18 protein-coding genes are annotated in these 22,893 nt (G+C 32.6%); 3 read left to right on the top strand and 15 right to left on the bottom strand.

Annotated features, from left to right (window positions below; translation table 11 throughout):
- Positions 1-106: 106 nt before the first annotated feature.
- From VQL36_RS09735 to VQL36_RS09725, 3 genes are all read right to left on the bottom strand, one after another.
- Entirely contained in the window at positions 107-1,042 is a 936-nt protein-coding gene (locus VQL36_RS09735; protein ID WP_349249124.1) for a sugar phosphate isomerase/epimerase, read from the bottom strand.
- An 81-nt stretch (positions 1,043-1,123) separates the two neighbouring features.
- Positions 1,124-1,825 (bottom strand): TetR/AcrR family transcriptional regulator, encoded by a 702-nt coding sequence (locus tag VQL36_RS09730; protein ID WP_349249123.1) that lies wholly within the window; start codon positions 1,823-1,825, stop codon positions 1,124-1,126.
- 301 nt (positions 1,826-2,126) lie between these two features.
- Positions 2,127-4,796: an efflux RND transporter permease subunit gene (locus VQL36_RS09725; RefSeq protein WP_349249122.1), complete on the bottom strand. Its 2,670-nt coding sequence runs from the start codon at positions 4,794-4,796 to the stop codon at positions 2,127-2,129.
- Between the two features lie 264 nt (positions 4,797-5,060).
- Between VQL36_RS09725 and VQL36_RS09720 the strand changes: the two genes are divergently transcribed.
- A complete protein-coding gene (locus VQL36_RS09720; protein ID WP_349249121.1) occupies positions 5,061-6,032 on the top strand; it encodes a serine hydrolase domain-containing protein in 972 nt (323 codons plus the stop codon).
- A 141-nt stretch (positions 6,033-6,173) separates the two neighbouring features.
- Here VQL36_RS09720 and VQL36_RS09715 read toward each other — a convergent pair whose 3' ends face one another.
- Positions 6,174-6,482: a DUF4362 domain-containing protein gene (locus VQL36_RS09715; protein WP_349251156.1), complete on the bottom strand. Its 309-nt coding sequence runs from the start codon at positions 6,480-6,482 to the stop codon at positions 6,174-6,176.
- Positions 6,483-7,127: 645 nt separating this feature from the next.
- On the opposite strand from VQL36_RS09715, the gene VQL36_RS09710 reads away from it, so the two are divergent.
- Positions 7,128-8,717: a S53 family peptidase gene (locus VQL36_RS09710; RefSeq protein WP_349249120.1), complete on the top strand. Its 1,590-nt coding sequence runs from the start codon at positions 7,128-7,130 to the stop codon at positions 8,715-8,717.
- 236 nt (positions 8,718-8,953) lie between these two features.
- Here the strand turns inward: VQL36_RS09710 and VQL36_RS09705 are convergent, their stop codons facing one another.
- Complete coding sequence (locus VQL36_RS09705; protein WP_349249119.1) at positions 8,954-9,460, bottom strand: DUF402 domain-containing protein; 507 nt, start codon at positions 9,458-9,460, stop codon at positions 8,954-8,956.
- A 198-nt stretch (positions 9,461-9,658) separates the two neighbouring features.
- On the opposite strand from VQL36_RS09705, the gene VQL36_RS09700 reads away from it, so the two are divergent.
- Positions 9,659-9,829 carry a DUF4083 domain-containing protein gene (locus VQL36_RS09700; protein ID WP_349249118.1) on the top strand — a complete coding sequence of 57 codons (171 nt, stop codon included), beginning with the start codon at positions 9,659-9,661 and terminating at the stop codon, positions 9,827-9,829.
- Between the two features lie 117 nt (positions 9,830-9,946).
- Here the strand turns inward: VQL36_RS09700 and VQL36_RS09695 are convergent, their stop codons facing one another.
- From VQL36_RS09695 to VQL36_RS09650, 10 genes are all read right to left on the bottom strand, one after another.
- Positions 9,947-11,428 carry an aldehyde dehydrogenase family protein gene (locus VQL36_RS09695; RefSeq protein ID WP_349249117.1) on the bottom strand — a complete coding sequence of 494 codons (1,482 nt, stop codon included), beginning with the start codon at positions 11,426-11,428 and terminating at the stop codon, positions 9,947-9,949.
- A 39-nt stretch (positions 11,429-11,467) separates the two neighbouring features.
- Positions 11,468-12,817, bottom strand: coding sequence for a 4-aminobutyrate--2-oxoglutarate transaminase (gabT, locus tag VQL36_RS09690; protein WP_349249116.1), 1,350 nt, complete (start codon positions 12,815-12,817; stop codon positions 11,468-11,470).
- A 664-nt stretch (positions 12,818-13,481) separates the two neighbouring features.
- Entirely contained in the window at positions 13,482-14,039 is a 558-nt protein-coding gene (locus tag VQL36_RS09685; protein WP_349249115.1) for a GNAT family protein, read from the bottom strand.
- A gap of 26 nt (positions 14,040-14,065) precedes the next feature.
- A complete protein-coding gene (locus VQL36_RS09680; RefSeq protein ID WP_349249114.1) occupies positions 14,066-14,860 on the bottom strand; it encodes an aminoglycoside adenylyltransferase domain-containing protein in 795 nt (264 codons plus the stop codon).
- Between the two features lie 256 nt (positions 14,861-15,116).
- Positions 15,117-15,977, bottom strand: coding sequence for an aminoglycoside 6-adenylyltransferase (locus VQL36_RS09675; RefSeq protein WP_349249113.1), 861 nt, complete (start codon positions 15,975-15,977; stop codon positions 15,117-15,119).
- A gap of 882 nt (positions 15,978-16,859) precedes the next feature.
- The gene (locus tag VQL36_RS09670; RefSeq protein ID WP_349249112.1) at positions 16,860-17,615 is read right to left on the bottom strand and encodes a DUF2071 domain-containing protein; all 756 of its coding nucleotides are present in this window, start codon (positions 17,613-17,615) and stop codon (positions 16,860-16,862) included.
- 164 nt (positions 17,616-17,779) lie between these two features.
- Positions 17,780-18,736 carry a class 1b ribonucleoside-diphosphate reductase subunit beta gene (gene nrdF, locus VQL36_RS09665; protein ID WP_349249111.1) on the bottom strand — a complete coding sequence of 319 codons (957 nt, stop codon included), beginning with the start codon at positions 18,734-18,736 and terminating at the stop codon, positions 17,780-17,782.
- A gap of 15 nt (positions 18,737-18,751) precedes the next feature.
- On the bottom strand, positions 18,752-20,830 hold the full coding sequence (gene nrdE / locus VQL36_RS09660) for a class 1b ribonucleoside-diphosphate reductase subunit alpha (RefSeq protein ID WP_349249110.1): 2,079 nt from the start codon (positions 20,828-20,830) through the stop codon (positions 18,752-18,754).
- The gene (gene nrdI, locus VQL36_RS09655; protein WP_349249109.1) at positions 20,817-21,176 is read right to left on the bottom strand and encodes a class Ib ribonucleoside-diphosphate reductase assembly flavoprotein NrdI; all 360 of its coding nucleotides are present in this window, start codon (positions 21,174-21,176) and stop codon (positions 20,817-20,819) included. The genes nrdE and nrdI overlap by 14 nt, the downstream gene beginning before the upstream one ends.
- Positions 21,177-21,333: 157 nt before the next feature.
- Positions 21,334-22,722, bottom strand: a complete 1,389-nt coding sequence (locus tag VQL36_RS09650) for a cobyrinate a,c-diamide synthase (RefSeq protein WP_349249108.1) — start codon at positions 22,720-22,722, stop codon at positions 21,334-21,336.
- Between the last annotated feature and the right edge of the window lie 171 nt (positions 22,723-22,893).

Here is a 22,893-nt window from a genome sequence, read left to right as displayed (position 1 = left end):
CCTATCGAGATAACTTATAATTTCCAACATACACTTAAAAAATAAACATACAAGGAAAGTTATGATCCAAGCACTAATAGCTACTGACCAATAGAAAGTCTTTTCATCAATGATTTAGAATATCATCTACCCATGAATAACATCTTTCTAGATCCTCTTCACTAATTAAATCTGATCTATGTTCAAAGAGAATTTTTACATTTTTATTTTCTTGTTTAATAATACGTAAATAAACTTCTATGGGTGCCCAACCATCTTCAGGCTTTAGTTCAGGCAATACTGGAAAATGTGAGTGTTCAACCTGTTCGTTTACTTGTACATTCCATAAATGAATCAATTTTGCATATTTAGCATATTTTTTGATAGTAGATGTAGCATCAAAATTTGGATCTAATTTATCCTGTAAATGTAATCTACCCGTATCCAAACATAGTTTAATATTTTTATATTTTTCTAATAAATCTACTAAAAAATCATTATGATACACATATTGATTTATCCCGTCGAACTCCAACACAGGAGTGAAATTAAACTGCTCACTCTTCTGTGATAACCACTCAAATAAATATTCACTATATTCTTTTAACTCTTCAAAAGAATAATTACTTTCATAAACGAACTCACTTGGGTTTGTAAAACGCCACTTACTCCAATCTACTCTATCATCTAAAATGACAGGTTTAGGATAATGAAATAAAACATAGGCAGGATTTACCGAAGTCAAATACTCTAATTCATTTTCTATCCAATTGTAGGCATCTTCTCTTGTTTTTTTATTTTGATCTAAAAAAAGAGCATCTCTTACTTTTACATTTTCTGATCGAAATGGAAAATGAATCCCAATTTGAAACCCTTTTTCTTGTGATTCTTTTATTAAGTTTAATGTGTCTTTTTCTTGTGCAAATAAACAAGCTTCTATTCCAAAAAATACATCCTTAAAATCTCTATTAAATTTGTAATAATCAAAACTTCCATATTGTCCTATCATAAAGTTGTTCATAGTTTCTCCTAACCAAACCCTTACAATAACTAAAGCTAACAAGTATTTAATATTTTTTAGCTCTCATAAATAAACTCCTTTTCTAACTCACAAAACTAAAGCAACTCTTTCATCACAAATACTTTAATTCTTACTCTTTACCGACCAATGAAAAAGAATGTGTAGTTTCTTTTTCAGTCCTTCATAACATTGATCAAACGTTTTATCGTCATTATAAAAGAAACTTAAATACTCAAATACAATTGCACTTGTTGCAGTTTCTGCACCTTCTTTAGTATCATAATCCGCTGGTAATACCCCCGCTTGCTTGTATTGGAGCAACAGATTCTCTATTTGAGCAATCGCTTGATAATCATTTTTAACAATCATGTTTAGAAAACCGGGATTTGTTTTATATTGATTGAGTGAACCCACGATAATTTCTCGCATAAAAGATTTATCAAATAAATGGAAACCATCAGAATATTGATCAATAAATGCTAATATCGATTCTTCGACGGTTAGATTCAGATTTACAACAATATCCTTCTCTCCACTCTCAATTAGATTAAATTCATCCATCATGGACGCATATAAAATTTCCAGCTTGGAATCAAAATAATTGAAAATGGTACCTTCTCCAATTTCAGCTTTTTGAGCAATCTTCTTTGTTGTTGTCCCATCATAACCTTCTGTTAAAAATAACTCTTTGGATACTTGAATGATTTTTTCTCTAGTTCGTTGTTTCTTATTTTCTCGAATCCCAGATATAGTAAAAACTCCTTTCTCAATTATGAGGCACTCATTAATGAGTATACTCTGGTTATTTATATTAAACTTTTCCATTGTCAGCTTTTTTATCCAGTTTCCACGAACATGGTATTGAGGCTACCTAATGTTACATCTTCTTTATATAATAACTGATTTAGCAAATTTTTTCTTGCGATTTGTCTTACACCAAAATAATAATATCTCTATAGTTACTAGTACAATTAACTCAGATTGTTCGAAAGAAGTTTTCGAATCACATACTAATCAATTGAGTTTATGTTAGAAACATACAAAAACCTCTCCATTGGAGAAGCATTTGTAGATATTTCTCTTTTATACTTTAATGTATTAATTATAAAAGATTAACATTGTTATATTAACCATTGTGCGTTTTAGAATTGTTTTCACCATCGTTATCTAATTTCAAATAAACCATCTCCCTATCTTTTAAGAAAATAGGTAGGACAATGATAGATAGTAAAAACGCAAACCCAACTCCGATAAATAACGCAGTTCCTAAAGAAGATAAGCCCCTATAGCTTGCAAGCATTAAAGATCCAAACGCAAACATTGTTGTCAAAGTGGTGATCAATATCGCTCTCCCCACACTAGAAAAAACTTCAATTATAGATTGATTTGTAGATTTATAACGGTGCAGCAAATGCACTCCATCATCAACACCAATACCAATAATAAGAGGTAAAGCCAAAACATTAAGGATATTCCATTTTAATCCTAGCCACCCCATCATACCTGAAGTTAATACAAGTGCCAAGATTAAGGGTAAAAACGCCAACAATGCATATTTAAAGGATCTGAAGTGAAGTAACAAAATCGTAAATAAAACAAGTAAAACTAGTATCCCCGTTCTCACAATTTCATCCTTAACGGAATCATACAATGTCTTCATAAAAATCGGTGTGCCTGTAAATCCAGAATCTAATTCTTGTAACATATAAATGAAGTTTTCGCCTTTTTTATTTTTTAACTCTTCCCAAATGTCAAAGTTAGGGTAAGCAGTCAGTAAAAAGTGTTTTCCATCTTTACTAACTAATTGTGATTTCAAATCATTTGGTAAATCATCAAGACCAAGTATTTTAGGATCTAACATTTGCTTACTTTTACTTTGAAGTAGTGTATAAAATTCTAATTGCATCCATTCGAACTGTTGTGTAGACATATTATTTATTCGATCTATAAACAGATTTAAATTCGATGGCTGACCACCGTCTTCGAAAAACAGTTTACTTGCGTGCTTTAAACGATCTGTCTCTGCATGCTCATACAATGTTTGGATTGTATCCTCTATATCTTCTAATCCTTGTAAAAATTCTTCTTTTGTAACTGATCGATAAGGCATTTGTTTCGAAAGTACATTTTCTATTTTTTCAATCGTTTGCATCCGCTGCTCTTGAACTTCAACATCAGGTAATATATCAGCAATACTCATTGTGTCTGAAACAGATTCTTCATTTTTTAATTGTTGGGACAACTTATAAATATCTTCTAGACTTCCCTGTTCAACTAGAAGTCCTTCAGAACTCATTCCGAAATCCTCACTCATTTTCTCCATTAATTCAACAGATTCTAATCCTTTTGGTTCCAAATTAAGCATGTTTAGATCAAATTCATTGTCTGTGGATTTAAAACCAATTATTCCTATAAAAACGATTACAACACATAACACTACATAACGATAGCGATGGCTAAAAGATGCTGTTTTTCCAAGAGATTTATATTCGCCCTTTACTTTGGATAGATTTTTTTGTTTACCTAAGATAAGAATTGAAGGTAAGATGAAAAATACAGCAAGAACAGTAGTCAATATTCCAGACCCCATTACAAAACCTAACTCTTTTAACATATCCAACGAGCTGGTCATCATGACAAAAAATGCAAAGGCTGTAGATAAAGCACCTATCAATATACTTGGTCCCACCTTTAGAAGTGTATACTCTAAGGACTCTTTCTTCCCAGCTCCTTTACTCCGTTTTTCCGTAAATCCACTTAGTAGATGTAGAGAGAAGTCAATGCCAAGTCCAATTAGAATTACGAAAGTAAAAACTGTAATTATATTTAATCTTCCAATGACTAGAGAAACGATTCCAAAATCCCATATCACCCCAATAAGAAGAGGGATAAAAGCCAAAATAGGGACAGAAATCATACGAAATGCCACATACAATACAATGAATATACCTATCATAGCGATTACCGTTGTTAGAATAGAATCAGATTCTGTACTTTCTAATTCATCTTTACCAACAACATGCATTCCAGTCAATCCATAGCTAATCCCAGAAATTTCTTTTTCTATTTGAACAAGTTCCGCTTCAATTGTATTCACTCCAGGAGCTACTTTTTCAAAATCAGTGATATCAAATGTAGGCTGAACCATCATCACTATTTGGGTACCGTCTATTGACCTGGTATAAGGGTCCCCGAATACAAGTCTACTCACACCCCTGTCAAGTTGTTCATTCTCTTCTACTAATACAGAGTGGAAAAACCAGTCCATACCTATCAAAGAAGATGCGATCTCCTGTTCTTCTTGGTTTGTCATGACGTTACCCTCTTTTATCTGATTAGAAACCACTGTTAAGTTCCTATTCATAAAAGATAAATAACGATCTAGATTAGGATCACTTAAGGCCATTCCTGTCATTTCAATCACATTTTCATCTAATAACATAAGACCATTTTTAATGAGAAAATCCTCATCCACCTGAGCAGAAACACTTTGCACATATTCATCTAATAAGAGCAGCCTCCCCTTAGCAGTTTCAACTGCTTGATCAAGTTTAGCGGGATTCTCCGCTTCTACAATCACGATGATATTGTTCATCGATGGAAAATGCTCCATAATTTTGTCATATTGCTTCACAGATGGATGATCCTTTGGTGTTAATCCAACCCAGCTAACCTCCATTTTTAAACCTACGGTCGCAAATCCCAATAAAATAGTTACCAAAAGTGAAACAGCTAATACTGTTTTTGGTTTTGTTGTAGTTGCACGGAATATAAATGTAAATAATCGCTTCATCATTTTAATTCCTCCTCTTTCTAATTCCAATATCATTCTCTCTTTTGTTGTTTTTTAATTACTCATGATATTAAAAAAGTATAAATAAAATATGAGCATGCTCAATAATGAGTATACTCATATTTTATTTATAAATTTTTCCATTGTCAACTTTTTTTCAAAGCTTATGGTCATTAAAGTGTTGACACTCTACCATTGTTTAACTATATTAAATTTAGAGCTAATCTATGTTTTTGTGAAAACCTCAATCTTACAGGAGCGATAATTTTGATAAATAAAATAAAAAAATATATTACTAATTTATCTGAAAAGCAACAATTCAATGGAGCATTCTTAATTTCAAAGGATGGGGAAGTTATCGAAAGTGGGGGAGTTGGCATGGCTAACTTCGAAGACAACATACCGAATCAGAGTAATACTCAGTTCTATGTAGGGTCCATCACAAAAACTTTTACTGCGATTGCTATTATGCAGCTTTATGAAAAAGATTTACTAGATTTACACGAAACCTGTGAACGCTTTTTTCCTGAATATGAAGAAAGTAATAAAATCTCCATTCACCATCTACTAGCTCATGGCTCTGGAGTTCCTAACTTTTTTGATACGGAACATTTTTTAGATTGTTTTACAGAAAAAATGAGCGTTGAGCAGACTTTTGATATTTTCAAAAATAAACCACTAAATTTTAATCCAGGTCTACAAAGTGAATATTCAAATTCAAACTATATTTTATTAGGTCTAATTATAGAAAAAATTTCAGGACAATCCTATGAAGAATATATTAACGATCATATTTTGAAACCTCTAAATTTGAAACTAACAGGATTTCCAGATAATCTAACTAAAGGAAACAACTTAGCTGAGGGTTATGAATGGGTTGATTCTGACTTAAAAAGAATACCAACAATTTATTCTTCTAATTTGTATGCAGCCGGAGAAATGTTTTCAAATGTTCATGATTTAGCTTTACTTGATAAAGCATTATATACCGATACGTTACTTAAAAGAATCTCAATTGATAAAATGTACCAATCCTATTTTGAACCATTTGGCTATGGTTGTACGACTGGAGACAATCTAAATAAAAAATACGTCCTATTTTCTGGCGGTACTATTGGATATACATCTCTTGTTCTTCGATATATTGAAGATAAGGTAACAATTATTGTTATTAATAATATCAGTCATAATTTGAATGCTGTTGCAGAAGAATTATCTAGCATTGTTTTTAGTGAATGATAGCTGAATACAACAGGTTTAGATTTGCTATAGTTTTTCAGCATTGTTTAAACATAAAAGTAAATATTTTATTCGAATATGATGACCTTCAATAAAATAATTAATAGCCTAATCTAATCTTCTAAGACATGTACTTTCCAATTACTTCTGAATAACCAAGATAGAAGTATCAATATACTCTTGATTACAATCATTTAATAGGTAATGCTTATACTGATTCAGCTCTTCTATTTCTTCTACTTTGATTGTTTTACATATAAAAGTACTTACCTGTCCTTTGCCAAAACGGTCTCTTGTAGTATCAATTGTTGTAATAATATTTTCCCCATCGAACTCAATGTCTCGCAAGATTGGATCTCCTTCTTCAGTATATCTTACTATTTTAATTTCATCCTTAATTCCTTGGCCAAGATTTTCAATAAATCGCATAAATATATCAATATTAGTTATTTCACCAAGTCTATATTTGGAACAAAATAATACACTAACTTTGAATGTACTTTTTAGGTAAAGATTAAAAGAAATAAAATCAATCCAAATATTATAAATACAGCCATTTGACCATCCATTTTTTTTGATAGGAAGTTGAAGTGTGATTCGAGTATTTTTGAAAGATAACCATGTAAAGCCGAAAATATACCAAGTACTAAAAGCGATAACACCTTATTTCCTTCAAAAATTGGTTCAAGGAAATAAAAATAAATCATTAAAATAACCAAATACATAGTAAGACTAACTAAATATATGATTTTCATTCCAGTCTATCTATCCTCCATCAATATAACGTTATAACGTTGTACGACTAAATTTTGCACAGTTGTTTTGATTCGTGCATATCCGAAAATCATGAATTACATTCCTTTGTGATATAACAACCTTATTATACCACACCTGAAAATTCCATAACCGCCCAGTGATACGATACATACATTCAATCAAGAACTCATACAATGATTTAACCTCAAAATATTCCCTAAATTATCAGGAGCACAAGGCTCTAAAATCAAAAGATAACGATGCAAAAACCTGTCACAAAAAAATTAAATTTATAAGACTTGACTTTTTGGGGCTAATATAAATTAGGAAGTGATGCTAATGAGTTATACAGAGCTAAGTCATCCTCTAGATCTAGAAGAGAGGATTTCAGTCATGATCGTCATGCAGCGCCCACTGCCTTTAAAGGAAGCTATAACAAAGAGAATGAACGAAATAGAGTGTTCAGACTCCCTTGTTGAGAACCATATGAGTCATGAACAATTTTTTACACTATGCAGGACTCCTCCTGAACATTTTGAAGAGGTAGAGAAGTTTGCTGAACGTTATGATCTTAAAGTAGAAAACAGAGACGCTTTGGCAGGGACAATGGAATTATCTGGGAAGGTCAAACATTTTAATGAAGTCTTCAAAATTAAGCTGATGGCATATAACCCTCCTAATGAAAAATACCGGGGTTATAAGGGGGAATTACACATCCCCGAACCACTTCATCACCTCATTGAAACCGTTCTTGATTTAGATAACAGTGCCATTGTAAGACCCGATTCCCATACTCTGAAAGGAACCCAGAAGTGTAGCAAAGATAACAAAGGGATCACGGTTTTCACTGCTCCTGAAGTAGCTGAAATCTATAATTTCCCCAATATTTTATTTAATCAACAGACCATTGCTATCATTGAACTTGCAGGGGGGTTTTTAGAGCAGGATATTATAGATTATTTTAACATTGTTAATCTTCCTGTACCCGAAATTACAGTTGTCAGTGTAGATGGCGCTCAAAATAACCCTGGTGTTTGTCCAGAGGCTGATATGGAAGTTACTTTAGATATTGATACAGCTGGTGCTGCCTCTCCTGGAGCAAAAATTATTGTGTACTTTGCACCTAATACACCAAGAGGTTTTTTAAATGCGCTAACTACGGTTATTAATGATAACATTAATAACCCGTCTGTACTTTCAATGAGTATTGCCACTGTTGAACTGCTTGAGCCACCTGGTTTCATAAGAGCATTTAACCAAAGACTGCAGGAGGCTGGTTCATTAGGTATTACGGCTTGTGCTTCATCAGGCGATATTGGTTCTCAAGGTGTACTTGATGGAAGCACCGGGCAAGTCTTTAATGTTGATTTCCCAGCATCCAGTCCTTTTGCTCTGGGTGTTGGGGGAACCTCTCTCAGAGTGCAGAGATGTCAAAAAAGTTGTAAGGAAGTTGTATGGAATAACATAAATAGAGGAATACCTGCCGCAACAGGTGGAGGCGTTAGTGACGTATTTATGTTACCAGCCTATCAATTTAATGCAGGGGTTCCCCGGTCAGCCAATCCCGACAGAAATCAGGGGCGAGGTGTTCCTGATGTGGCTGCAAATGCGGATCCTTCTACAGGTTATTTAATTATTGTAGATGATCAATTCATAATCGGAGGAGGAACTAGTGCATCAGCCCCTTTGTGGGCAGGTTTAATCGCCAACTTGAATCAAGCATTAGGTCGTCGATTAGGATTTGTAAATCCCATTTTTTATCAATTATGTCCTGAGGACCTTGCTTTTAATGATATTACAATCGGAAACAATAATGTCATTATTGAAGGAGGACCATATGTTGCCAAAGAAGGTTGGGATCCATGTACAGGATTAGGAAGTCCCGATGGCACCAAGCTACTGGAAGCTCTTCAGAGGAGATGTGAATGAAACGTCAGCTTCAAGTACAATAATTGACCATTTGTTTTCTTGAGAGTTATTCAAAAAAATCGCGTTTTTTATTGAAAAAACATAAAAGGATCATACCTATTAGAAAAGTTATGACTAATAGTATGATCCTTTATTTGATACTTGCGCAAAATAAAACAAAATTCACACTATAAAATCTGAATTTTATTGGATATCTCATAACTAGTTAATAGAAATACCCCAAAGATCTAATATAATTACATTTTATATTCTGGTATTTGACTAATATATGTTTCTAAAGTACCATCAAACGGAAAATAATTATTTTTTAAGTTAAACTGCAAATTGTCCAATGTCTCCCATACTTTGTTCACTACTTCTACTGGGTAATTATATTTCTTTTGATGGGTTTCAAATTCATCTTCATCAAGCACCTTCCACTTCCCATCTCTTTTTGCAAAATCTATATCTAAGTCAATAAATGTGAGCAGTCCGTTTTTATAACTAGATGGTTTGGCAATGTTACAATAGATATCTCTTGGTTTTCTATTTTTCACTTCCATAGAAATGGTAAACCATTTTTTAAATGGATAAAGTTCAATCCACCAATTGTTAACAGTAAACACTTCATTTTTAGAAAAATGCTTTATTTCAGTTTCTGGATATGAAAGTACAATTAAATATTCATCGTTTAAATCCAACAATTTAGCCTGCCATGTATAGTGTGGCATACCATCGTATTTCTGGGCTTGTATTGTGATCACGAGTTTAACCTCCAAACATAAACTTTCGATTTATCATCCATTTAACTCATCCAAACTCACATGAATAATATTATACCGTTAAACTTAACTTGAGCGATGTTAAGGAAGAATTTTCTGTAACCTACTTATTTCTTTATACCTTTGCTTTTACATTTAAAATGAATATAATAGTATTTAGGTTAAAGTGAGGTGAAATCATTGTCAATCGACGGTTCTATTATATATCAACTAATCTCATTCCTTATTTTATTTATGGTTCCAATCTTGATTGTATATTTCATTCGCTCATCAAAAAGAAAAAAACAGCAGTTGGATACAATCGAAAACAAATTAAATGAAGTACTAAATAATACAAATAAAAATAAATAAACTAAAAAACCACTAAATATGATCATGAGTAGAATTCAAATCTATTCATACATTAGTGGCTTTTTTAAAATAAGTTTAGATATTTCCTAATTCTGTTTAAATAAACTTGTTACTTTATTATGCAAAATCAACATCGATTTGAGCTCTTTGCAAATCCCCACTATAATCGATATAAATTGTTTTCCACTCACTGAACGTATCTAACGCTGCTTGACCCGCTTCACGTTTACCATTCCCAGTGTGTTTAGTACCACCAAATGGCATTTGGATCTCAGCACCGGAAGTACTATGGTTAATATATACAATTCCTGTATCCACTTTGCGAACAGCTTTCATAGCTTTATTCAAATCTTTAGTAAAGATAGCTGAGGATAAACCAAAATCAACGGAATTGTTCACTTCAATAGCCTCATCAAATGTTTCTACAGTTATGATCGATAAAATAGGACCAAAAATTTCTTCAGTTGCAAATGCACTTGAAGGTGATACCGGTCCAATGACAGTAGGTTCAAAATAGTACCCTTCGTCACCAATCTTATTTCCACCATAATGAATTGGAACGCCATCCTTTTTAGCTAACTCTACATATTGCTCAACTCTCAATAATGCTTCTTTATTTATTAATGGACCAACGTTCACATCATGATCTATCCCGTTTCCGATTTTTAATTGCGCTACTTCCTCCAATAGTAATGGAGTCAATTCTTCTAAAACAGATTTTTGAACAATAACACGACTAGTAGAAGTACATCTTTGTCCTGTAGTTCCAAAAGCACCCCAAGCAATTGCACGAGCAGCTAAAGGTAAATCAGCATCTTCCAAAACAATAATCGCATTTTTCCCTCCTAATTCTAGGGAAACTTGTTTATGGTTTGCAGCACATGCTTGATAAACCTTTTGTCCAACATGTGTTGATCCTGTAAAAGAAATTAAAGATACATCAGGATGAGAAACCAATGTCTCTCCAACTTTGTCTTCTCCACCAACAACTAAATTAATAACCCCTTTAGGTAACCCAGCATCTACCATGCATTTTACAAATTCTGCTGCAATTCCTGAAGTATTTGGAGAAGGTTTCCAAACGACAGTATTTCCCACAATTAGGGATGGGAATATTTTCCAAGAAGGTACCGCAACAGGAAAATTAAACGCTGAAATTGCACCAATAACTCCTAATGGCTCTCTAATCGCCATTGCCATTTTATTAGGAAGCTCTGAAGGTACAACTTCTCCACTTAACCTTCTTCCTTCTCCTCCCATATAATAAGCCATGTCAATCGCTTCTTGTATCTCACCCTCAGATTCCGTGATCACTTTTCCCATTTCTAAAGTCATCAATTCACTAAGTTCTTGTTTTCTTTTCTTTAGCTCCTCGGCAATTTTATATAAAATGTCTCCTCTTTTAGGGGCTGGGAAACTTGACCATTCTTTGAAAGCTCTTTTAGAAGATTCAACAGCTCTATTCACATCTTCTTCAGTTGAAATGTTAATAGTTGAGACAGGCTCCAACGTTGCAGGATTAACATTTGTGATCGTATTGTTACTAAATTCATCCCATTTTCCATCAATAAAATTACTTGCTTTTATTATATTTTTCATTATCATAACCACCCTTTTTAGCTTTTAATAAAATTTCTCTTACGATTGAATAGTTTCCACTGATTCAATAACTTCAGTAATAATCGTTAGTGCCTCATCTAGTTGTTCATTGGTAATAACTAAAGGGCATAAAAACCTTAAAACATTTCCATATATTCCAGCTTTAAATAATATCACACCTCTTTGAACACATTCATGAATGATTCTAGTGGTTTGTTCGGTTGCAGGTTCTCTAGTTGATTGATCATTCACTAGCTCGATTGCGACCATGGCTCCAACTCCTCTGATCTCACCCACTAATGAAGATCTCTCTGAAAGAGCTTCAAACGCAGCTCTTATTTTTTCACCAATTTTGTTTGCCCTATTTCCTAAATCCAACTCATCGTATGATTCTACCACACCAAGTCCTGCAGAACAAGCGACAGGATTTCCTACAAACGTTCCTCCAATTGCACCATCACCAGCTGAATCCATAATTTCTGCCTTTCCTATTACACCTGAGAGAGGTAAACCTGCTGCAATTGACTTACCTACTGTAATTAAGTCAGGCTCTAGTCCAAAGTGTTCAGATGCAAAAAACTTCCCAGTTCTTCCAAAACCAGTTTGTACTTCATCAACGATAAAAAGAATGCCTAAATCTTTACATAATTGCTGTACTCGATTTAAATAACTTTTAGGAGGTACGATAAATCCAGCTTCACCTTGAATGGGTTCAATTATTACAGCGGCTGTTTCTTCTGCAGCAACCCTATATTCAAATACATTTTTTAATTGCTCTATGGCAATATCACATACTTCTTCTTCACTTGGATGACCCGGCCAACGATAAGTATAAGGATAAGGAATTCGATAAACATCTGAAGCAAACGGACCCATCTCAGCTTTATATGGTCTCACTTTACTAGTTAGGGTAAGAGCCATATAGGTCCTACCATGAAAAGCACCTTCAAAACAAATGATTGCTTTCTTTCCCGTATATTTTCTAGCAATTTTTACTGCGCTTTCAACTGCTTCTGCACCAGAATTTAAAAAACATGCTTTTTTATGAAATGTCCCTGGCGCTCTCATACATAGTTTTTCAGCTAAGTCTATATAAGGTTCATAAGGGATAACTGTAAAGTCAGTATGTGTATATTTTTTACTAGTCTCTAAAACCTGATCAACAACTAATGGGTTACTGTGACCCACATTTAGCGAACCTACACCACCAGCCAAGTCTATAAAAGTATTATCATCTATGTCTCTAATAACAGCACCATTGGCTTCTTTAATAATAGAGGGGACTAGGCTTTTTTTCACTTTTGCTTCAGCTACAAATCTTTCCATTTTATCCATAATTACTTTTGATTTTGGTCCTGGTAAAGCAGTTTTTATGTTAGCATATGTCAAAATAAATCACCTCATATATTTTTTGCTTAGTACTATTTGTTAAAGCCTTTCTTCCAGTAATACGTAAGATACACCCCCAAATAAACCACTATTCCTTAAAGGCAAGAGGTTACAAACAATTCCACTAAACTCTAGTATTTTCATATTCAATTTGTAAATCTAATCTTTTTGCTTTATGGATCATGTATATTTAATAAATACGTTTTTTACAGAAAAAAAGAACATGTATAGAGTACATTTTCTTTCATAACAAATGACTATAATTTAAAAAAGAACCTTGATCTTACCGATAATTTTGTAAGCCCTTTCATAACTACACCTACGATTAGAAAGTACAAAATGAACGACAAACAAGTATACATCCTTACCTTTAATTACTTATATTGTAATTTAAGACAAGCTAATGGTCAATCATTATTTTCCATATCATTGGATCAATTTACAATATATTACTTTAACGCATTGTAGCTTCATTACATTATATAAATGCATTATTAACCTGCTAAAAATACCATTCTAGCATTTATGATCTTAATCATATAATTTTAATGCTTTTGGATGGCATCCTAAAATTTATTGCTCTTTTGTAATTATATCTTCTCTTATTTGTGTGTTAATATTTCACCTTACTTTATGTCCATCCCAATTTACATATGTACAATTATTACTCATTGTTCTCATACCTCAAAACTTCAGATAGAGATGGACACTCTTCCCTAAGAAGTGATAACAGATCTACATCCTGGTATGTTCCTCTTAGAAACACGGCTTTTCTTTTTACTCCTTCAAACTTATATCCACACTTTTCAGCTACTTTGCGACTCCCAACGTTATTGATATTAACAATTATTTCCAGACGTTGAATTGGTTTTATATCAAATAAATAAGCAGAAAAAATACGGAGTGCTTCAGAAATTATACCTTTTCCCATATTTTCTTTTTTATATATTTGATACCCAATTTCATATCCTTGCATATATTTATCATTTTTAAAATATATAATATCTCCTAATATACTGTCAGATTTATCAGTAATCAGCATTCTACCATACTCTTCATCCCAATAGCCTGTTTCTTTAAACTTTTTTTGGAAATCTTGCTCAGATCGTAAATGAAGAGGTAAGTACTCCCCTCGCTCGGATAAATCATTGGTAAGTTTATATATCTGCTGAAGATCTTCCTCTTTAATTGTTCTAAGTATAATATTTTTACTTTCTAGCATAATATAATGTCCTCCTAATCTATTACTCAAGACTCCATTTGGTTCTGCGATAAGTAATGAATCTTTTTTCTTTCTATCATTTCTTGGATTTCATTTAACATATATTCAGCGAATTCAATTAATATTTGATGACTACAGTAAAATTCCGATAAGTCATCCATATATACCTTCACTGCATCTTCTACTAATATTCTATATTTTTGTGGCAAATTTTCTTTGCCCCACTCTCCTCCTTCAAGTTTTGAACAAATCACATTTTCTTTCAAATAATTTAAAACCCTACATAAATTTAAAATAATATAAACAGGATCTTCTAGGATTTGACTCTTTGCATTACGAACATCGTAATGTATAGAGTTAATATAGACTTCTCTCGGTACTTCATTAAATACCTCGTCTATTTCTTTCCCATATAAACAAACCCCTCTATGGACAACTATATTTAACTGAGCTGCTAGATCTGGATCTTCAGAATCACCGCATACATAATTATGATCAGATAAATATCTGTCTCTATGAAAATTAGAATAATGAAGTTCAAATGGTGTAGGATAAACTATTTTCTGGGCATATTTTTCTAAAATAATGCTCATTTCAATTCCCTTTGGAGGTACATCTTCTAAATGTAATATGACATTAATCAATTCTTTTTTTACATTTAGCTGGATAGGTTTATTTACTACAACTAAAAAATCTATATCACTTGAAGGATTGTAACAACCCATCGCTAAAGAACCATGTAAATATATTCCTACAAGATTTTCATCTAATATATTTTTATATTTATCTATTATCTTATTTAATATTTTAAAAGGATCCATGATCACACCTCATTTTACAATTAAATTATTAACCACTAATTTAAGGCTATAAACATAGCGAACTCGTTTAAGCTTTGCTTAAACATCGAGGAATCAGATGGAGACTCTACTCCACCTGATTTGAAGATCCCACCTATAGAGATGGGCTTCTGTACACAAAATATTTTAGGATCAAACTTGAATATAAAAGGCTTGATACTTAAAGTTAAAATCTAATCATAAAACCCGTTTAAATTCATATGTGAGGTGAAGGAAATTAAACAATTTTCTTTGCGTCTTTGGGAAGATTTTTTACTTTTTTTAGATATTCAGTTACTTTTTCATCATCTTCAAACGGATATTCATAACCAAGATGCTCTGCAGTAGGTAACCCTAGTTTTCTAAATAATTTTCCTGCTTCAAAAAGCGATTCCCAAATTTCTTCATAACTTGATCCAGAATATGTTTTTTCAAAAGAGTGCCACAACTCTATAGGTAAGTATTTTTTATAATATTTACCAAGTGAACCCGTATTTACTTTCCAATCATTTTTGCTGCCTATGTACCAAGAAATCAAATCAAGCATATGATCTTTCATGACGACATCATATATATATTTTGCATAGGATAATTCATCTCTCCAAATACTCTTAGCCACATAAGTTGAACACCACCAGAAGTTATTACAAGCTTTATCAAACTTTTGTTTCGTTGGTTTTTGTGTAAAATATTTCTCCTCATTTGCGGGTTCGAATTCAGGTAATATGTTGTCCTTATCCAAAAGCTTAACTTTAAGACTATCTTCCATACACTTATCTATTTTCTCTATTGAACGAAACAACAAGTCTATTCTTACTCCGTCTTCAAAAATCATTAAAAATATATAAGATTCTACACCATTATCTTCATCGATATCATTTTGTTGCATAATGATCGTCTCACCAAATTGTTGAATCCACTCTTGATGATCAACGAAATATTTAGGATCTTTTACTAGAAACACAACATCATAATCACTAAATATATCATTTGTTGTATTTGGATTAGCACGTGATCCATTTAAGATAACTGCTCTAACCATATCATTATTCTCAGCATACGTTATAATTTGACTCATTACTACATCTTCATTTCTCATTTGTCAGCACCTCATAGTTTTGAAATTTTAGAGATTCCTTAAAGTACAAATATATTGTTCCATATGATAACATTCAAAAACAAACACATCAATCCATTGCATTGAACTCCTCATAAAAATGAACCCATTAATTGGATTCTTTTTGAACAAGAAGATAGTATGGTGGCTTGGTTAGATTCTCCAAATAATAGTCAACATATAGATGATATTATCTCAAGTAAGCAATACAGACTTATTGTATATACTTAGGAAACTGATGAAGAATCAGTTCATTATGAAGTTATTGTTACTCAAAATAAAATCATATTGACTAAATCTTCTCTCATTTATTTGATCAATTTTGACAGAATAAAGATTCAGGAAGGGAAGATTCAATTCCCATCCTTTTTTAATCTATTAAACCTCAGCACTTTACTAAAAATAATGAAAAATGACCAATCCAATTAATTGAGAAACATATTTATCTATCACCCTAAACACACCTTTCATTTTATCAAAATATACTATTCATCACTGTTTGATTTTTTAACAAAATGTTCATATAAATGTAAACATAAAAGCGTATACAATTCAGAAAACATCATAATCTTAATAACCTCCATCAAGGTTGTTCAAACTATCCATTAGGAAAACGTACATTCTATTTTGAGCATTCACAATATTATCTATCATGTTGATCACCTCCTTTCAAAGCACAAAAAAAAGACCTGCTACGGTCTTTTCAATTTTATAAAAATTAGTCAGAACATAAAGATTCTATAGGAATCCAAATTCTTGTATAAAAAAACCATACAGTGTCGACTCCTACGGTTATATCTTAAAAATATTATACATCATATATTAAATCAAAGCATCCATGAAAGTCGGCTGTTCTAACCCTTATCAACGAATATCACCCACCTTAGTTAATAACCAAAGTAAAGCATCCATTTTTTTAGAAAAATGTAATATAGGTTTGTCAGAAGATAAATTTATTCCTAGTGGCGAGGTCATTGAATTCTCCACAATCTTAGCTTCTGCATGTTGAAGTTCCCATGGAAAATGATGAATATCTCCTCTGTACAAATAACTCTTATCATTACAAAATAAACAGTATCTTTCGGTTAACCAATAATCCAAGGAGCTTTTAATTGTTCTATAGGGCTTTGATTTAGGTTTATAGCTTCCAGTAAAACCAGCCATTACTTTATCCTTCTTCATCCTCTTACTTTCATAATAGTGGATACCAGACTTACAGTTATGCTCTATATGTGAATAATAATATTTTAAAGAAAAAAACTTCCTAGCCATGAAAACAGCCAAATGATTCATCGCATCTAAACTAAAGAAATACACACCTGACTTCCCTTTATACTTCACATATGTCCTCACGTTGATTTCTGGAAAAAAAGATGTAAAAGGAACTGGTGGTAGCAACCTCATTCTTATATTACTCATATGGAAAGGGACAATGCCAATCCAAGCAAACCCATCGAACTCATCAACAGTTAAACTAGAAGGAATATGATCTCTTATCTCGTTGACACGAACAGGCCAGTGAGCAAACAACAAGTCGTTCCAGGTTTGTTTCATAATCCATGGTGTTGAAGGTACAGGAAACTCTCGATGTTGTGTTATTTTTAAAATTTCATTACTCATTTTACATCACCCAAAATGTCAAATTCATCAACAAGAACTTCAGTAACAGTATTTTTAAGTATTTCCATAAATAAACATTCTATTGTAGAATGATTTTATTAGAACCATAAAAAAACCGCAGATGCTGCTAACACCATACGGTTTCATACCTTCTTTTATATTAACTACATTTCAAACACAAAATCATCATCCGTCAATTTCTCAACATTTAATGTCTTAATATAACCGTTCCCTTTTGTTGAAAAGAAATCATGGTTTTTAGTATTTGTATTTAAACCGTTTAAAACAATCGCATTAATTTCTTCATCAGGAAAACATGGTTCTAAACCTAAATTCATTAATGCTTTATTTGCATTATATCTACTAAATTGTTTCACATCTTCCTGTATTCCCAATGGTCTGTATAATTCATTTGCATAGTTTTCTTCATTTAAATATAGTTCTTGTAATAGTAGCTTTACTTTTAGATCCGCTTCTAGCTTTTCTTCATCATTTAACTCTTTGTAAATTTCTTGCGCTAACAATCCAATATAAACACCATGAATAGATTCATCTCTTATAATCAAATTAATGATTTCACCACTGTGTACTAGTTTTCCTTGTCCTGCCAAAAACAAAGGATAATAAAAACCGCTGTAGAATAAAAAAGATTCTAAAAAAACACTAGAAACCATCGCTAAATATTGATCTAATTTCGTATTAATATTTTGATAATTAGCAGAGATGATTTTTGCTTTCTTTTGAAGATACTCGTTCTCTTCTACCCATCCAAATATTTCATTGATCTCTTCAGTCGTACATAAAGTTGAAAAAATACTGCTATAGCTTTTTGCATGAATATGTTCCATAGCTCCCATAAATCCCAGCACACTTTTCTGCTGCAAACCATCAAGATTTTGACTAATCATTGGCATACCTATTCCACCTTGCTCAGTATCCAACAAAGTGAGTCCACCTAATACTTTCTTATAAACTTCCTTCTCTGTATCAGTTAATTCCATCCAGCTCATTTTGTCTTCAGATAAAGGAATTTCTGTATCTATCCAAAATTGCAACAAATTTTGATCCCAAAACATTTTTGTAAACTCATCATCTGGTTGATTCCAATTTACAGCTTTCATCATTCCACTCCTTCATTACACCGCACAAGATGTACATTCTTCAATATCTAATCTTTTATTTCTCGTATAATAAAGTGATTTCAATCCTTTTTTATTTGCATAAATGTAATACCTTGCTAACTCTCTAGTTGAAATATTGCTATCTACATACAATATTGTACTTATTCCTTGATCCACATGCTGTTGTATTTCTGCAATTAAATCAATTAATTTAAACTGATTCATATTAAACGCAGATTTATAATAAAACATATTTTCTCTAGACAAAAATGGCATTGGATAATACGTAGTTGAATTTCCATACGTTCTCGTTTCAATTCGATCTACAACTGGCATTACACTAGAGGTAGAATTTTGAATGTAACTGATAGATTGGGTAGGCGCAATCGCTAAACGATATGCATTATATAATCCATGCTGTTGAACTTGTTGTTGTAGGTTTTTCCAATCCTCATTCGTAGGAATTTCAATTCCTTCAAATAAATTCCTTACCTTTTCTGTTTTCGGAGCACAATTATTCTTTATGTATTTTGTAAAATAAGTACCTTTTGCATATTCTGATTTGCTAAAATCTTTAAATGCTTGTCCACGCTCCTGTGCAATCAGCATGCTCTTTTCAAGAGAATAGAAGTTAACCATCATAAAAAATGTATTTGCAAAATCCTTCGCCTCTTCACTCTCATAGGCAATTTTGTTTTTTGTTAAAAAACCATGTAAGTTCATTGCACCTAAACCGATAGAATGTAATTCATCATTCGCTTTTTTTACAGTTGGGGCGTTGTTAATATTCGTTAAATCTGACACTGTTGTGAGGGCGTCAATTCCCATGTGTACTGAATCTCTTACTTTTTTTGTTTTCATCACATTCACAATGTTAATCGAACCTAAATTACAATTGATATCTCGATTGATTTCATCAGGCTCTGAATAATCTCTTATGATGGATGTCTCCTGCAATTGGAATATCTCACTACATAAGTTTGACATTTTGATTTCACCAATGTCCTTCAAGGCATGCTGGTTGTTAGCATTCGATTTAAACATAATGTAAGGATATCCTGATTCTAACTGAGTAGAAGATATCTTGATCAACATATCTCTTGCATTCATTTCTTTTCTTTTTACATTGGGATTGGCCAACAATTCATCATACATTTTGTCGATGTTTATATCATCGAGATGAACACCGTATTCTTTTCGAACAGAATAAGGAGCAAACATACAGAAGGGCTCGTTTTTCTCTGCAAGTTCAAAAAATTTGTTCGGTATAATTAGTCCAATGGAAAGAGATTGAATCCTGCTTTTTTCGTCTGCATTTATTTTTTTTGTATCTAGGAACTCAATAACATCCCAGTGAAATATATTTAAGTAAACTGCACCAGAACCTCTACGTTGACCCATTTGATCGGCATAAGCAAAAGAGTCTTCTAGTAATTTCATGACAGGTAATACACCTTTAGCTGCCCCAGCCACTTCTTTGATAGATTCTCCGCGTGAGCGTAGTTTAGATAAATTTAATGCAACTCCTCCCCCAATTTTAGATAATTGCATGGAAGTATTTAAATTAAAATTAATAGAATTCAAACTATCATCTATGTCTAATAGAAAACAGGAAACCATCTCACCCCTACGGCTTTTACCAGCATTTAGAAATGTTGGCGTAGCAGGCTGATATCTTTGTTCCATCATTGCCTCTACTAACTTTCTAGCTTTGTTATAGTTCCCTTGACCTAAATATAAACCTACAATCGTTACTCGATCTTCGTAATGTTCTAAATATTTTTTCTTATCATTTGTTTTCATTGCATAATCTTTGTAAAACTTGGATGCAGCCATATAAGATTGAAATTGAAAATCATACGAGTGTGCACACTGATAGATTTCTTCAATTTGCACAATGGAATAGTCTTTATACACATCATAATAAAAATCATTCTCTACTAAATAATCTATCTTTTCTTTTAAGGAATTAAATTGAACGGTATTTTCATTTACTTCCTCCATAAACGCTCTAACAGCCTCTTGATCCTTCTCTAATTGAAAGAAATCATCTTGTTGTTTCATTACTTCATTATTAAGCTCAATATGCTTCAACGAGTAACACCCTTTCCTTAAATACCTTTAAATCCTTTGTCGTACCTGATAATTCAAACTTATGTAAAACAGGGACACCATATTGAGCAGAGATAATATCTGCACTTCTACCAAAGTTGTTTCCCCAGTTTCTATTCCCACTTGCTACTACTCCTACCATGTGATGATGATTAAATTGTAAAAACTGTTCAACCTCTTCAGGCACTTGACCAAAACCAGTTGTATATGTAATTAAAATAAATTCCTCATGCATCTTTAGCTTTGTATGCAAATGAATGGAGTCAACATTTAACTTCTCTATGAAACGTTTCACATTACCTGTTTTCGAAGCATAAACTATTTTCATATAATCTCCTTCAATATTGTAATAACCACAATATCTAGTGGTGAATATGATTATAACCCACTATATATTGAATTTCATAGTTTTAAAATAACTTATATTAAGAGATTATGGTTAGCTTAATTGCTTTTTTCTAATGTTTACTCAACAAATCTATCATTTACTTATTTTTTCTTAAATCTACCAAACACTTTTCTATCCAGTGCTTCACTAACGTAGGATTCGAAGCAAAATGAAAATGAGTATAACCAGCTACAAGATTGTGGTTTAAGTAGCCCTCTTGTTTTGATCCCCTCATCCCTTTGGTTTCATAGGCATACTCAAATGTTTTGTTTGCTTCAAAAGTAGAATAGTGGAATTCATGCCCTTTGGCTTCAATCTGATCCTTTAATAAAAAGTTGTCTGTATTTCCTTTGATTTCTCTATAACCTAAAGCTGCTAGTTTCTTTTGCATTTTAACTTTGCCCGGGATAAGACCAACCATAGGAAGCTCACATCCATCTGTCGTTTCAATCCCATCCGTTAAGTACATAAATCCACCGCATTCAGCCAAAGTTGGTATACCAGCTTCAATGGTATGTTTGATCGATTCTTTCACATCTAAATTTTCAGAAAGTTGTTCTGCAAATTCCTCTGGAAAACCCCCACCGATATATAAACCCTTTACTCCTTCTGGAACTGTTTCTCCAGCTAAAGGTGAGAAATATACTATATCAGCTCCGTAAGCTTCCAGCAACTCTAAATTTTCAGGATAGTAGAAATGAAATGCCGCATCCTTAGCTACTGCGATTGAAATGTTTTTTTCTAATGGTCTCTTCCCTTTTTCTTTAAATAATTCTGGAATAACTTCTAAGACCGGGGCTTCGGATAACTGTAACAATTGATTCAAATCTATCGTATTTTCTATTAAATCTGCTAATGATTCAAAAAATGAATCCAATTCTCCTCTTTCAATTGAAGGAATCAGCCCTAAATGTCTCTCTGGTATATGAATGTGCTTTTCCCTTTTCAAATATCCGATGACAGGTATACCGCATTCTTGCTCTATTGCAATTTTCACAAGCTTATAGTGACCTTCGCTTCCTACTTTATTGGCAATGACACCTACGATGTTCACCTTTTCTTCCAAAATCTGAAAACCTTTTACAATAGCTGCAGCACTGCGTGCCATGCTTTGACAATTCACTACCAAAATGACAGGACTTTCTGTTAATAAACTTATTTCTGCCGTACTTCCCGTATTTGTTTTAGGATTTTTGCCATCATAAAAACCCATTACACCTTCAATAATAGAGATATCCGCACCTTTGCTGCCACGCTCATAAATTTCTTTAACTGTATTTGCAGAAGTCATCCAGCTATCTAAATTACGAGAGACTCTGCCTGTTACTGCTGTATGATACGTTGGATCAATATAATCAGGACCACATTTAAAACCTTGTACAGTTAATCCTCTACGTTTGAGAGCAGCCATCAAACCAATGGTAGTGGTTGTTTTACCGACACCACTCCCTGTTCCTGCGATCACAATACGTCGTTGTTTGTTCATTACCTCACCCTTTACGCTTATTAGAGCATCTTTTAAAAAGATTATTGTATTCAAAAAAAGATTTCTTCTATCTCATCTGAATCATCTACATTTCCTATTATCAATTGAACATGCTGTATTCGTTACTGAAATCAAAATTCCCAATCTTACTTCAACTGATCGTTTTCATTC

This window comes from Chengkuizengella sp. SCS-71B, from assembly GCF_040100845.1.
GTDB lineage: Bacteria > Bacillota > Bacilli > Paenibacillales > KCTC-33759 > Chengkuizengella.
This window is presented reverse-complemented; position numbering and strand designations above follow the sequence as displayed.